This window comes from Bradyrhizobium sp. USDA 4461, from assembly GCF_054055655.1.
The window spans coordinates 1,934,901-1,949,247 of sequence record NZ_JBSRXM010000001.1; the positions used below are offsets into that span (position 1 = coordinate 1,934,901).

A 14,347-nucleotide genomic window follows, 5' to 3' on the forward strand; every position below is an offset into this window, starting at 1 on the left:
CGATCGCTCAGCATTCCTTGGGATCAACAAGACCGTCGCTGCGCGCCACGATCTCATAGTTCCCGCCTTTGGCAACAGCGGTGTACATCTTCATCTTGCAGTGACGCTTGCCCGGAACCATTTCGGCCGGTCCGCCGGGCCCTTCGGCGATCTTGGCGTGATCGAGCGCGGCGGCAACCGAGTCGCGGTCGACCTTGCCGGCTTCCTTGACCGCCGCCTCCCACAGCTTGAGACCGCGATAGGTTCCGGTGGCGGCGCTGCCGGCCGCGAACAGGAAGTTGCCTGGGAAGTCCTTTTCATACGCTGCCTGCAGCTTGGCGTCGAACGGATCCTCCTTGGTCAGCACCTTGAAATAGTCGAGGCAGCTTGCCAGCCCCTCGATCTCGTTGGCCTGATTGATGTTGAGGGTGTTCTCGTCATAGTAGACGCAGGCGAGCCGGCCACCGTTCTTGAGGAAGCCCGCTTCATAGAGCTGCTTGAAGAACGGGCCGACGCCGGGCGGGATGACGGTGTTGAAGACGACGTCGACCTTGTTGGAGATGATGCGGTTGACGGTCGACGAGAAGTCGACCTGGTCGAGCGGGTAATACTCCTCGAACACGACCTCGCCGCCATTGTCCTCGATCACCTTGCGGGCATAGACGTTGAGCGTGTGCGGCCAGACATAGTTGGCGCTCGGCAGCGCGAACTTCTTGCCGCCGTTCTTGATCAGCCAGGGAATGAAGGTGTCGCATTGCTGCGCCGGCGTCGGGCCGGTGCAGAACAGATAGGGCGTGCACTCCCTGCCCTCGTAGAGCTGCGGATAGATGTAGAGCGTCTTGCCGCGCGCCACGATCGGGTCCTTGATGGCGTTACGCATCGAGGAGGTGATGCCGCCCAGCACCATGTCGACCTTGTCACGCTGGATCAGCTTGCGGACATTGCCGACCGCGACCGATTCGTTCGAAGCGGTGTCCTCGATATAGAGCTCGAGCGGGCGGCCGAGCAGGCCGCCGCCGGCGTTGATCTCCTTGATCACCATCTTGGCGACGTTGGCGTCGGCATTGCCGGCATAGGCGATCGGGCCGGTCAGGTCGGTCGCGATGCCGACCTTGATCGGGCCTTCGGCGGCGTTGGCCCAGTCGGGCCTGACGACCCAGCTGCCGACCCCGGTCGCGAGCGCGCCGGTCGCGAAGGCGAAATTGCTCATGAAGCGGCGGCGCGTCAGATTCATGCGTTCGATCGACATGGTGATTAGACCCCTTTCCCAGCAATGAGGCCTTGCGGCCGGAATTTGATGAAGGCGATGGCGAGCACGAAGACCAGCACGTCGGCGACGACCGGTGACATGACCCATGGCAGCGCCGCACTGAGCGTGCCGATCACGCCGGCGCCGGCGACCGGACCGATGAAGGAGCCGACCCCGCCGACCATCACGGCGACGAAGCCCTGGATCAGGAAACGGATGCCGAGATCGGCAAACAAGCTGAACACCGGCACGATCAGCGCGCCGGCAAGCCCGGCCAGCGCCGCGCCGAATGCGAAGGTCGCGCCGTAGATCAAGGGCGTCGAGATGCCTGATGCGCGCGCCAGCGCCGGGTTCTCCAGCGTGGCGCGGACCCGCAGCCCGAACGAGGTGCGCGCCAGCAAGAGATAGCAGCCGCCCATCACCAACAGCGTGATCACGATGATGGTGAAGCGCCAGGCCGAGATGTGGACCGAGCCGAGGTCGATCGAACCGCCGATCGGCTCCGGCACCGTGAGATAGAAGCCGCCGATCAGGCCGCGCACGCTCTCGCGGATGATCAGGCCGAGCGCATAGGTGCCGAGCATCGCCACGATCGGCGCCGCGTAGAAGCGCCGGATGATCAGCGCTTCCAGCACGAAGCCGAGTGCGCCGACCACGAACGGGGCGGCGACCATGCCGACCCAGACCGGCGCGCCATGGGCGTAGGCCAGATAGGTGACATAGGCCCCGAGCAGGACGAATTCGCCCTGCGCGAAGTTGAAGATGCCCATCATGCTGGCGATGATGCCGAGCCCGAGCACCACCAGCACGATGATGGCGCCGAAGCTCACGATCTCGAACACCGCGGCAAAGATGCTAGCCATGGTGCCCCATCCGTCGACGTTGCGTCTGCGACAAGCGGCGCCTCACATCTTCTTCCAGTCGCCGGCCTGCTCGAAGGCATGCGCGGCGCGGTAGATGGTGCTCTCCTCGAACATCCGCCCGACCAGCATCAGCCCGACCGGCAGGCCATCGACCATGCCGCAGGGCAGCGACATCGCCGGATGATGGGTGATGTCGAACGGCGCGGTGTTGGAGATCATCTCCAGCGCGCGGGCGACATATTCCTCGCGGCTCGCATTGGCCTCGGGCAACTTGGTCGCCTTCATCGGCGTGGTCGGCATCAGCAGGAGATCGTAATCCTTGAACGCCTTGTCGTAGGCCGCGGCGAGGCGGCGGGAGATGTTGAGTGCCTTGCCGTAGAAGCGCGGGCCGAAATTGTTGTTGATGTAGGTGCCGAGCATCATGAACAGTTTGGTGGTCTCGGACAGCGAATCCGCCTGCCGGCGCCAGCCGCGATGGTGATCCATCAGCGCGGTCGAATAGAGATCGCCGCGGCTGAGGCCGTAGCCGTCGCCGAACATCATGGTCTGGGTCAGGCCTTCGGTGCCGATCGGGGTCCAGATCGCGCCGCCCGCCATGTGCATCGGAATCGACACCGTCTCGACGCTGGCGCCGAGATCCTTGAAGCGCTTCGCCGCCTCGCGCACGCTTTCGTTGACGGCGGCTTCCGCGGTCGGCTGCTCGAAGCCTTCCTTGAGGATGCCGATCTTCATGCCCTTGACGCCCTTGCCGAGTGCCTTGGTGTACTCCTCGACTTTCGGCGCCTTGATGCGCGGATCATAGCCGTCGTCGCCGGCCAGCACTTCGAGCAGCAGCGCGTTGTCTTCCACGCTCGCGGTCATCGGGCCGGTATGGTCGACATAGATCTCGATCGGCATGATGCCGGTGTAGGGCACGAGGCCCCAGGTCGGCTTCATGCCGTAGGTGCCGCAGAACGAGGACGGCATGCGGATCGAGCCGCCCTGGTCGCCACCGATCGCCATGTCGACCTCGCCGAGCGCCACCACGACACCCGAGCCCGACGACGAGCCGCCGGCCGAATAGCCCATCTTGTGCGGATTGTGCACCGGCCCGTAGGAGCCGGTGTGGCTGCCGCCGGACAGGCAGAAATGCTCGCAATGCGTCTTGCCTTTGATCTCGGCGCCGGCATCCAGCATCCTGGTGACGATGGTGGCGTCGAAGTCGGGAATAAAGCCTTCCAGCGTCGACGAGCCGTTGGTCATCGGCACGCCGGCCAGCATGATATTGTCCTTCAACGCCACCGTCTTGCCCTTGAGCTTGCCGGAGGCCGCGCCCTTCACCGTCGACTTGCAGTACCAGGCGTTGTGCTTGTTATCCTCCGGCGCCGGGCGAGTGCCGGGCGTGCGCGGATATTTCACTTCGGGGAGTTCGTCCGGCATCTGGGCGACGAGGTTGTAGGCCTCGATCGAGCCCTGCATCAGGCCTCGGAACGAAGCCACGTCCTCTTCGGTCAGGGACAGGCCACACTGCTCGGCGACGGCACGAAGTTGCGTTGGCGTGGGAAGGACGACGGTCACGGCGCTCTCCTGAAGCTTTTGATCCTTGGATGTTCCCTCGGCACGGGGCAGCGGCCGCGCAATGCCCCGCGCGAACCGCCCCACCCCGCCGCTGTATTGAAAACGGAAATATTTTCCTTTTCAAGGATTATTTCGCAAGACCTTCCGACGAAGCTGGCGGACCCCGGCTCAGATCGACTTGATCACCCTGAAGTCGAGGCCGTCGGCTTCGGCAAGATACATCGGCATCCTGACATGGCCGCTGCGTACCGTGACCGGACCGCGCGGACCACGATAGACCAGGTTGTCGGCCGCCGCGAGCAGCGGCCGCGTGTCCAGCGTGCCGGCCCGGTTGGCGGCGGCCTCCAGCAGGCAGAAGCCTTCATAGGCCGACTCGCCGCACGATCCGACCGGCGGCGCGAACGCACCGAACATCGCGCGATAGCGATCGCGGAAATCGTCGCCGGCGGGCGAGCCGACACCGGGGAAGTAGCCTGAGGCGCAGAACAGGTTCTCGGTCCGGTCGGCACCGATGCCGAGCAGCACCGTTTCGTCGACGCAGCCGGCAAGGCGCAGCGTGGTGGCGGCGAGCCCGGCATCGGCGAAGGCGCGATTGAAGGTCACGCTGTCGGTGCCGATCAGCGAGATCAGCACCACATCGGGCTTGGCGGCGCGGATCCGCTCCAGATGCGCCTCGTGATCGTCCTCGCCGACCGGCACGAACTCCTCGCCGACCACGAGCCCCCCGGTTTCCTTGATGTAGCGCTTCACCGCGCGGTGCGACTGCCATGGCCAGACATAGTCGCTGCCGATCAGGTACCAGCGCGCGGCGCGCTTGGCCTCGGCCAGCCAATGGATCGACGGCCGCATCTGCCAACGCGGTGTCTCGCCGATCGCGATCACGCCCGGCGTCCGTTCGCCGCCCTCGTAGACCGGCGTGTAGATGTAGGGAATCCTGCTGCGGGTGATCAGATTGCGCAACGCGACGCGCACCGCGCTGGTGTGCATGCCCATGATGAGATCGACGTCGTCGGAGGCGATCGCCTGCTCGGCGCGGTCGCGTACGTCCTCGAGCGGCCCGCCGGCATCATAGACCGAGAGCTCGACCTCGCGGCCGAGGATGCCGCCGCGACGATTGATGTCGGCGACCGCAAGCTGCGCGCTCGAAGTCGCGGCCGGCCCCCACATGCCCGGCGAACCGGTGCAGCAGACGAAACCTGCGACCCGCAGCCGGTTGCGCGCACCGCGCGGACCGAACCCGCTGCGGTCCATCGGAGAAAACACCCGATCGGAGGCCGGCGCCAGATTCCTGAACAGCAGGGATGGCGGGAACGGGAGGCCGCCATTCCTGCCGTTCAGGCTTCCGGCCCTGACGTTGCGCGTCGAATGCACAGCTGCTCCTGTCTGGCACCGGTACGCCCTGGGCGAGCGCGGCATCGCGCTTGCGGACGACGGTGCCAAGCTAGATCGTCTTGATCACATTGAAGTCGAGACCGTCGGCTTCGGCAAGATAGATCGGCATCTCGGCGCGGCCGTCGCGAAGTGTGACGCTGCCACGGGCGCCACCATAGACCAGGTTGCGGGCTGCGGCGGACAGCGGTCCCGTCGACAGCGAGCGGGCCCGGTGGGCCGCCGCCTCGAGAAACCGCATGCCCTCATAATTGGACTGCCCGACCGATCCGATCGGGGGCGCATGCGCTCCGAACATCGCACGGTAGCTGGTCCGGAAGTCGTCATTGGCGCGGGAATCGATGCAGCCGAAATAGCCGGAGGCGCAGAACAGGTTCTCGGTCGCGTCCGGCCCGATGCCGAGCAGCACGGTCTCGTCCATCGCACCCGCATAGCGCAGCGTGGTGGCGGCCAGGCCCGCCTCGGCGAAGGCCCGATTGAAGGTGATGCTGTCGGTGCCGATCAGGGTGATCAGCACGACGTCGGGCTTGGCGGCGCGGATCCGCGCCAGATGCGGCTCGTGATCGTCCTCGCCGAGCGGGACGAATTCTTCGCCCACCACCTGGCCGCCGGCCTCCTTGATGTAGCGCTTCACCGCGCGGTGTGACTGCCAGGGCCAGACATAGTCGCTGCCGATCAGGTACCAGCGCTGCGCCTTCTTGACTTCGGTGAGCCAGTGGATCGCCGGTCGGCTTTCGGCGCGCGGCGTCTCGCCGATCGCCATCACGCCGGGCGTCCGCTCGCCGCCCTCATAGACCGGCGTGTAGATATAGGGGATGCGGCCCGCGGTGACCTTGCGCAGCGCGAGGCGGACCGCCGAGATATGCGAGCCCATGATCACGTCGATCTCGTCGAAGGCGATTGCCTGCTCGGCGCGGCGCACCACCTCCTCGATCGGACCACCGGCGTCGTACATCGACAATTCGATCTCGCGGCCGCGGATGCCGCCGCGCCGGTTGATCTCGGCGACCGCGAGCATGACGCTGTTGGCGGAGATCGGGCCCCAGATCCCGGGCGCCCCGGAAAAGGTGATGAAATTGCCGACCCGAAGCTTGCTGTCGGTGCCGCCGCGGCGCGAGGAGCCCGGCTTGACGGTCAAAGCGACATCGGCCGCGCAGGACGACGGAGTTCGAAACAGGTGCGGCGGCGGGACGGGCAAGCCGCCATACGCCTGGGAAGAGACCGTCGAGAGCACGCCAACTCCTGTCTGGGAAGCAGTACGCAACGCAGCCAGCGGGGCGGTCGCGGCATCCGCCCTTTGGTTGGGGGAATATCCTAGGGGAAAATATTGAATATTCAACAATTGAAGTGCATATAGAAACGGCAAGCGTTGCCGGACATTCATTCACCGGGTCAGGAACCAGGTCTCACGCCGTGGCTAAACCGCCGAAAGAAAATTCCCCGATCACCGAACACCTCGCCTACCTGCTCGCGCAAGCCAACCGGGAGATCAACCGGCAGTTGGAGACGCGATTGGCCAAGGAAGGCGTGCCGGTCGAGCAGTGGCGCATCCTTAAAGTGCTGTCCGACGGCAACGGCCACTCGATGGGCGAGCTTGCCGATGCCGTGCTGCTCAACCATCCGACGCTGACCAAGATGATCGACCGCATGGTGTCGGACGCGCTGGTCTACCGCGTGCAGGACCCGAAGGATCGCCGGAAGGTGCTGATGTTCGTCTCCGACCGCGGCAAGGCGCTGTGCCGGCGGCTGAACTCGCTGGCGGTGAGCCAGGAGGAGCACATCGTCGAGAGCTATGGCGACAAGTCGACCACCGAGCTCAAGCGCCTCTTGGAAAGCCTGATCGGCAGCGCCAACTAAGACGATCGCGGCCGCCCGCTACGAGGCGGCCTCGTCCTGCGCCACCAGACCGGATGTCCGGACCGGCTTGAGGGCGGTCTCAGCGATCGAATCGCTCAGACGGTTGCCGAGGATCATGATCGCGCACACCACATAGCAGCCGATTCCGACCGCGAATGTCGCTGTTATGCCGAACTGGATCGACAGCGCCATGCCGAGCACGGAGGCGAGCATCGAGGTGATGCCGTTGGTGCTCCAGAAGAACGGCAGCAGCCCTTCATGCCGCCGCCAGATGCCGAGGCCCAGCGGGAACATCATGCCCATGCAGAAAGCCGGCGGCGCCAGCAAGGCGATCGACACCAGGATGCGGATCTCGGTCGGCGCCGACCGCGACCAGGCGGTGACCGACGGCGTCAGCAGGCCCACGGCCACTAGCGTCGCGACCAGCGTCACGAGGCGGACGATCAGCACCGCCGGCCGCGCCGGCGTCGCGCCCACCGTGCCACTGCCGATGCCTCCGAACAGCAGGATCGTGAACAGCACGACGCTGAGCCCGTAGACGGGGTGGCCGAGGAACACCATCAGCCGTTGCATCTGCGAAATCTCGATCAGCATGAAGCCGAAGCCGATTGCGGCGAAATAAGCCACCGGCGGCGCCAGCGTCGCCACCGGCGTCCGCCGCGCCAGGCGCATGAAGGGAATGCCGATGTAACAGATGCAGATGCCGATCTGGAACACGAGCACCCATTTGATGACGCTGATCGCAGCGTTGTTCTGCAACTCGAAGCCGCTTTTGCTGAACAGATCGGCGAGCCGCACGGTATAGAAGAAGAACGGCTTGTCGTCGGTCGAAGCCGCGATGTTTTGCGGCAATGAATCCAGGAAACGCTGGTCGGCCTTGCCGGACAAGAGGGTCGAAGTGACGGTGTCATAGGCGATCCCGGGCCCGAGCAGCAGCTTGAATCCCTCCGCGACCAGCCGGTCGCGCGCGCCCTGCCACTGCGCCGCCGTGAACGCCTCGGGACGGATCATCACCGTGACGATGTCGCCGACATTCGCTGCAATCACATGCTGCGACAGTTCGGTCGCCGGCACGCCCTGACGCTGCAACGCCTCAGTTGCGATCGCAATCAGGCGATAGAACTCGCCGCGATAGACCGTCGGCTGGTACCAGCGCGACACCGAGAGCATGCCGCCCGGCTTCAGCGCGCGGAAGAAATCGTCCCACGCCTCCACCGTGTAGAGCCGGTTCTCGGTCAATGTCAGCCCGCCGGCCGCGGTGGTGGCCCAGGTATCGATCAGCGAGATCTGGATCAGGTCGTAGCGATCGGGCGAATGATTGATGTAGCTGCGCGCTTCGGCATTGACCAGCGAGACGCCGGGCCAGCGATCGAGGTGACCCGAATAATCCGCGAACTTGTTCGTCAGCACCTCGAAGATCGCGGGATTGATCTCGATGCCGCGAATCCGCTGCGCGCCGAAATAGAGCGCGGAGAGCACGTCGCGGCCGCCGCCGACGCCGACCACGGCGACGTCATCCGGCCGTTGCTGCACCAGATAGGGCGCGTTGATGACGTCGTGCTTGAGGTACGACACCTTGGCAAGATCGCCGGAGAAGCGGGTGATCGGCGTTCCCGCGTCGGCATCGATGTCGAGATAGAGCTGCTCGACCTTGGCATCCGGGGGACGCGCGAAGCTCCAGCCGAACGGGATCGAGAGCCCGAGATCGGTGACGCGGATGCGCGAATAGGTATTCCAGCGCTCGAACAGCGTTCCGGTCTGCGGAGTGCCTTTGGCCCAGGTCACGCCGAGATGGCTGCTGCCGGCTGCGGCAAGCGCGGTGTGGAGCGCGGCGAGTGCGGCAAGGCCGAGCGCGGTGTTGCGGCTTAGGCTCAGGCTGCTTCGGTCCTCGCCGTGACGGACCACGAACCAGCCGGCCGCCGCGGCGCCAGCGCCGATCCAAAGCGTCGCGCTGACCGGATCGATCACCAGCAGCACGAAGATGATGCCGAGGCATCCGGTCGCGGCGCCGAGCAGGTCGGCGGCATAAAGCCAGCCGCCGACATAGGGCAGCCGGGTCAGCAGCAGCGTGATGCAGATGCCGCCCTCGGCGAACGGAATGGTGAAGCCCAGCGCCACCACGCCGAGTGCAGCCATGGCATAGTTGCTGGGCGCGACCATCGGCGCGCACAGGAACGCGCACATCACGGCGACGCCGCTGATCGCGAACCGCGCGGCATGGCGGGCGAACTCCGGCCCCACACGCCCCGGCGCATAGCGGTCGGGATCTTCATAAACCCGCATCGCACCGCGCGTCAGCCCGAACATCGCAAGCGCGATGGCGCCGAAAGCGAAATGGTAATGCACCATCACGCTGAAGAAACGGGTGATCAGGATCTGATAGGCCAGTGTGGCCGACGCCAGCACGAAGATCGCCGGATAGTAACGGCCGGGCATTGTCGTCACGGTCTGCAAAGCGCGGGCCTCCCCGATCGAGCCTTGACCAAAGAGAGGCCTTGATGCGCTTGCGCGCGGTGCCGGCTTTCCTCTCCCTCGATTACAAGGATTCTCTCGCCATGACATCGATCACGCCGTTCCTGTGGCTCGACAACAACGTCCGCGATGCCGTCGCGTTCTACAAATCGGTGTTTCCGAACGCCGAAATCGAGACCGTCAGCGACTTCATGGCAAGCTTCGAGCTCGAGGGGCAGCGGTTCTACGCGCTCAATGGCGGCCCGCAGCACAAGTTCAACGAGGCGGTGTCGTTCTTCCTCAGCGTCGAGACCCAGCAGCAGGTCGACTACTTCTGGGAGAAGCTCACCGACGGCGGCCAGGAATCGCGCTGCGGCTGGCTCAAGGACCGGTTCGGCCTGTCCTGGCAGGTGGTCCCGACCGCGCTCAGCCGCTACCTCAGCGACCCCGACCGCAAGGCCGCGGACCGCGTCATGCAGGCGATGCTGAAGATGCAGAAGATCGTGATCGCCGATCTCGACAAGGCGTATGCGGGGTGAGCGGCGATGCGACGGCGGCACGTCACCGCTTGCAGCGGCTTACGCATGCCTGTCGCGGCAGACCGTAGGGTCGGCAAAGCGGCTTGTCCGCCGTAGCTCGAAGAGCGAGGGCGGAAGCGTGCCCAGCGTCGAGAGCAGCGCATGATAGGGTGGGCACGCTTTCGCTTTGGCCACCCTACAATCGCGATGATTGCAGCCGGTTACGCGTACCGGCCGTGGCAGTGCTTGTACTTCTTGCCCGAGCCGCAGGGGCAGTCCTCGTTGCGGCCGACCTTGCCCCAGCTCGTCGGGTCGTTCGGATTGCGATCGGCGGCGGACATGGCCGGCGCCAGCGAGGCCTGGGCGTAGGTCGCTTCGCTCAGGCTGGCGCGGGCGAACTCGTCCTCGCCGGTGTTGGGATCGAGCTTGTGCGCCTCCATCAACGGCAGCGGCTGCGGCGGCTCCTCGGGCGGCACGATCTCGACCCGCATCAGCTGCGCGGTGACCGCCTCGCGCAGATGCGCGCTCATCTCCTGGAACAGGTTGAAGGCCTCGGTCTTGTACTCCTGCAACGGATCGCGCTGGCCGTAGCCGCGCAGGCCGATCACCTGGCGCAGATGGTCGAGCATGATGAGATGCTCGCGCCAGAGATGGTCGAGCGTCTGCAGCAGGATGGTCTTCTCGACGTAGCGCATCACGTCGGGGCCCCATTGCGCGACCTTGGCCGCCATGCGCTCGTCGACATGGTTCTCGATGCGGGTGAGCAGCTCCTCGTCGGCGATGCCCTCTTCCTTGGCCCATTCGTCGACCGGCAGGTCGACATCGAGCACGCGCTTCAGCTCTTCCTTCAGCCCCGCAGTGTCCCACTGCTCGGCATAGGCGTGCTCGGGGATGTGCTTGGCGACGACGTCCTCGACGAAGGCGTGGCGCATGTCGGTCACGGTCTCGACCACGCTGTCGTCCTTCATCAGGTCGACGCGCTGATCGAAGATCACCTTGCGCTGGTCGTTCTGGACGTTGTCGAACTTGAGCAGGTTCTTGCGGATGTCGAAGTTGCGTGCCTCGACCTTCTGCTGCGCCTTCTCCAGCGCCTTGTTGATCCAGGGATGGATGATGGCTTCGCCTTCCTGCAAGCCGAGCCGTTGCAGCATGCTGTCGAGCCGGTCGGAGCCGAAGATGCGCATCAGGTCGTCTTCCAGCGACAGGAAGAATTTCGAGCGGCCGGGATCGCCCTGACGGCCGGAGCGGCCGCGCAGCTGGTTGTCGATGCGGCGGGATTCATGGCGCTCGGAGCCGATGATGTAGAGGCCGCCCGGCTTCTTCACCGTCTTGGCGGGCTTGTTGCCCTTGGCCGGCTCGACCTCGAAATCCTCTTCCGCCTTCAGCACGATCTCGCGGAAGCGCTCGATGTCGGCCTTGATCTGCTCGATCTTCTTCGCCTTCTCCGCCTCGTCGGTGATGCCGGCGGCCTCCTGCTGGATCCGCATCTCGAGCGAGCCGCCGAGCTTGATGTCGGTGCCGCGGCCGGCCATGTTGGTCGCGATCGTGATCGCGCCGGGCACGCCGGCTTCCGCGACGATATAGGCTTCCTGCTCGTGGAAGCGCGCGTTCAGCACCGCGAACAGCTTGGCCGGCTTGCCGGCGCGCGCCGCGGCATAGAGCTTCTCCATGCCGGATTCGGAGGTAAAGTCGATCTGCTTGTAGCCGTGCTTCTTGAGGTAGTCGGCCAGCACTTCCGACTTCTCGATCGACGCGGTACCGACCAGCACCGGCTGCAGCCGCTTGTTGGCGCGCTCGATCTCGGCAAGGATCGCCGCGTATTTCTCGTTTTGGGTGCGATAGACCTCGTCGTCCTCGTCGAGGCGCGCCACCGGAAGGTTGGTCGGGATCTCCACCACCTCGAGCTTGTAGATGTCGAACAGTTCGTCGGCTTCGGTCAGCGCGGTGCCGGTCATGCCGGACAGCTTCTGGTACATCCGGAAATAGTTCTGGAAGGTGATCGAGGCCAGCGTCTGGTTCTCGGGCTGGACCGTGACGTGCTCCTTGGCTTCCAGCGCCTGGTGCAGCCCTTCCGAATAGCGCCGGCCCTGCATCATGCGGCCGGTGAACTCGTCGATGATGACGACCTCGTCGTCGCGGACGATGTAGTCCTTGTCGCGGGTGAACAGCGTGTGGGCGCGCAGCGCCTGGTTGACGTGATGCACGACGGAGACGTTCTCGACGTCGTACAGCGAATCGCCCTTGAGCTGGCCGGCATCGCGCAGCAGGTTCTCGAGCTTCTCCATGCCGGCTTCGGTCAAGGTCACCGTGCGCTGCTTCTCGTCGACCTCGTAGTCGTCCTTCTTGACCAGCTTCGGCATGAAGGTGTCGATGGTGTTGTAGAAATCCGAGCGGTCGTCGAGCGGACCGGAGATGATCAAGGGCGTGCGCGCTTCGTCGATCAGGATCGAGTCCACTTCGTCGACGATCGCGTAGAAATGCTCGCGCTGGACCATGTCTTCCAGGCGATACTTCATGTTGTCGCGCAGATAGTCGAAGCCGTATTCGTTGTTGGTGCCGTAGGTGATGTCGCAGGCATAGGCGGCCTTGCGCTCGGCGTCGTCGAGGCCGTGCACGATCACGCCGGTGGTCAGCCCGAGGAACGCGTAGATCTGGCCCATCCAGCCGGAGTCGCGGCGGGCCAGGTAGTCGTTGACGGTGACGACGTGGACGCCCTTGCCGGCGAGCGCGTTGAGGTAGACCGCCAGCGTTGCGACCAGCGTCTTGCCTTCGCCGGTCTTCATCTCGGCGATGTCGCCCTCATGCAGCACCATGCCGCCGATCAGCTGAACGTCGAAATGGCGCTGGCCGAGCGTCCGCTTGGCCGCTTCGCGCACCGTGGCGAAGGCCGGGACCAGGAGGTCGTCCAGCGTCTTGCCGCTCGCGAGCTGCTGCTTGAATTCGGCGGTCCGGGCCTTGAGCTCGTCGTCGGAGAGCTTGATGAGCTCGGGCTCCAGCGCGTTGATGGCGCTGACGCGGGACTGATAGCCCTTGACCCGACGGTCGTTGGCGGAGCCGAAAAACTTGCGGGCGAGCGCGCCGATCATGCGAAATTCCTGTTCTTCGGTCTCGAGTTCGGTCTTGGTTTACAGCCTGAGATGGTCCAACGGGTCGCCTATCAACTCACCGTGACGCGCTACGGCTCGAGCCCCGACCCGGGGCTCCCTAGCCAATTGAGTGGGAAACAGGCCAACCTGGGTTCAACGGCAAAAAACGCAGCAAAATAAGCGCTCTCACCGCCGACACGGTCGGCCAGAGATATGGCCCGGTCGGGGGGTTGTCAACGCTGGCAAGATGTCAAGGAATTCATCATTTTGACACGACTTTCGCGTTGCCAATGTAACACGATTGGGCGAGTGTCCGCCCCGCTCGAGCTTCCCCCCTTTAGACCAAGGATTTTGCATGACCACCTCGCCCCCGGAATCCAAGACCGGCCTGCGCCTCGGCCTCGCCACACTGGCCGCCACGGGCTGTCTTGTCGCAGTGCTGGCTGCGGGCCTTCCGGTCCGCGCCGCGGAGTCCGACCCGGTGCTGGCGAAGGTCAACGGTTCCGAGATCCATGCCAGCGACGTGGCGCTCGCCGAAGAGGAACTCGGCCCGAGCCTGCAGCAGATGGACCCCTCGACCCGCAAGGACAACGTGCTGTCCTTCCTGATCGACATGAAGATCGTGTCCAAGGCCGCCGAGGACAAGAAGATCGAGAACAATGACGACTTCAAGAAGCGGCTCGCCTTCACCCGCAACCGCCTGTTGATGGACAGCCTGCTCGCCAGCGAGGGCAAGGCCGCGACCACCGACGACGCCATGAAGAAGGTTTACGACGAGGCCGCCAAGCAGATCACCGGCGAGCAGGAAGTGCGCGCCCGCCACATCCTGGTCGAGACCGAGGACGAGGCGAAGGCGATCAAGGCCGAGCTCGACAAGGGTGCGGATTTCGCCGAGCTCGCCAAGAAGAAGTCCAAGGACCCCGGCGCCTCCGACGGCGGCGACCTCGGCTTCTTCACCAAGGAGCAGATGGTGCCGGAATTCTCCGCGGTCGCCTTCTCACTCGAGCCGGGCAAGGTCTCCGACCCGGTCAAGTCGCAGTTCGGCTGGCACATCATCAAGGTCGAGGAAAAGCGCAACCGCAAGGCGCCGGACTTCCAGCAGGTGAAGGCCCAGATCGAGACCTATGTGACCCGCAAGGCCCAGGCCGACTATGTCGCCAAGCTGCGCGAGGCCGCCAAGGTCGAGCGCATGGACAAGCCCGCCGAGACCGCGACGGACCCCGCAAAGGACGCAGCCGCGCCGGCCGATGCCGCCAAGGACGCGCCGAAGCCCGCCGACAACAAGATGGCGCCGGCGAAGAAGTAAGCTTCGCGAAATAGATGCAGTTGCAGTGGCCGGGCATTGTCCCGGCCATTTGCTTTTTGGGATGCCGTTGTAGCCCGGATGGAGCGCAGCGC

General features: G+C 64.9%; 10 protein-coding genes. 3 read left to right on the plus strand and 7 right to left on the minus strand.

All coding sequences use genetic code 11. The features are described 5' to 3' along the window. Positions 1-7 precede the first annotated feature (7 nt). The 5 genes from ACVINW_RS09105 to ACVINW_RS09125 form a co-directional block, all read right to left on the minus strand. A complete protein-coding gene (locus ACVINW_RS09105; RefSeq protein ID WP_456750975.1) occupies positions 8-1,228 on the minus strand; it encodes a substrate-binding protein in 1,221 nt (406 codons plus the stop codon). Between the two features lie 5 nt (positions 1,229-1,233). Then, a complete protein-coding gene (locus ACVINW_RS09110) occupies positions 1,234-2,091 on the minus strand; it encodes a branched-chain amino acid ABC transporter permease (protein WP_456750976.1) in 858 nt (285 codons plus the stop codon). 42 nt (positions 2,092-2,133) lie between these two features. After that, entirely contained in the window at positions 2,134-3,648 is a 1,515-nt protein-coding gene (locus ACVINW_RS09115; RefSeq protein ID WP_456750977.1) for an amidase, read from the minus strand. Positions 3,649-3,816: 168 nt separating this feature from the next. Beyond that, on the minus strand, positions 3,817-5,019 hold the full coding sequence (locus ACVINW_RS09120) for a substrate-binding domain-containing protein (RefSeq protein WP_456750978.1): 1,203 nt from the start codon (positions 5,017-5,019) through the stop codon (positions 3,817-3,819). A 70-nt stretch (positions 5,020-5,089) separates the two neighbouring features. Then, positions 5,090-6,271 carry a substrate-binding domain-containing protein gene (locus tag ACVINW_RS09125; protein ID WP_456750979.1) on the minus strand — a complete coding sequence of 394 codons (1,182 nt, stop codon included), beginning with the start codon at positions 6,269-6,271 and terminating at the stop codon, positions 5,090-5,092. Positions 6,272-6,450: 179 nt separating this feature from the next. Here ACVINW_RS09125 and ACVINW_RS09130 point away from each other — a divergent pair, with 179 nt between their 5' ends. Beyond that, complete coding sequence (locus ACVINW_RS09130) at positions 6,451-6,894, plus strand: MarR family winged helix-turn-helix transcriptional regulator (protein WP_016847408.1); 444 nt, start codon at positions 6,451-6,453, stop codon at positions 6,892-6,894. Positions 6,895-6,912: 18 nt separating this feature from the next. Here the strand turns inward: ACVINW_RS09130 and ACVINW_RS09135 are convergent, their stop codons facing one another. Beyond that, positions 6,913-9,330 carry a hypothetical protein gene (locus ACVINW_RS09135; RefSeq protein ID WP_456750980.1) on the minus strand — a complete coding sequence of 806 codons (2,418 nt, stop codon included), beginning with the start codon at positions 9,328-9,330 and terminating at the stop codon, positions 6,913-6,915. Positions 9,331-9,449: 119 nt separating this feature from the next. On the opposite strand from ACVINW_RS09135, the gene ACVINW_RS09140 reads away from it, so the two are divergent. Next, a complete protein-coding gene (locus tag ACVINW_RS09140) occupies positions 9,450-9,884 on the plus strand; it encodes a VOC family protein (protein ID WP_456750981.1) in 435 nt (144 codons plus the stop codon). A 200-nt stretch (positions 9,885-10,084) separates the two neighbouring features. Here ACVINW_RS09140 and secA read toward each other — a convergent pair whose 3' ends face one another. Continuing rightward, positions 10,085-12,949 (minus strand): preprotein translocase subunit SecA, encoded by a 2,865-nt coding sequence (gene secA, locus ACVINW_RS09145; RefSeq protein ID WP_456750982.1) that lies wholly within the window; start codon positions 12,947-12,949, stop codon positions 10,085-10,087. A gap of 355 nt (positions 12,950-13,304) precedes the next feature. On the opposite strand from secA, the gene ACVINW_RS09150 reads away from it, so the two are divergent. Next, a complete protein-coding gene (locus ACVINW_RS09150) occupies positions 13,305-14,255 on the plus strand; it encodes a peptidylprolyl isomerase (protein WP_456750983.1) in 951 nt (316 codons plus the stop codon). Positions 14,256-14,347 lie beyond the last annotated feature (92 nt).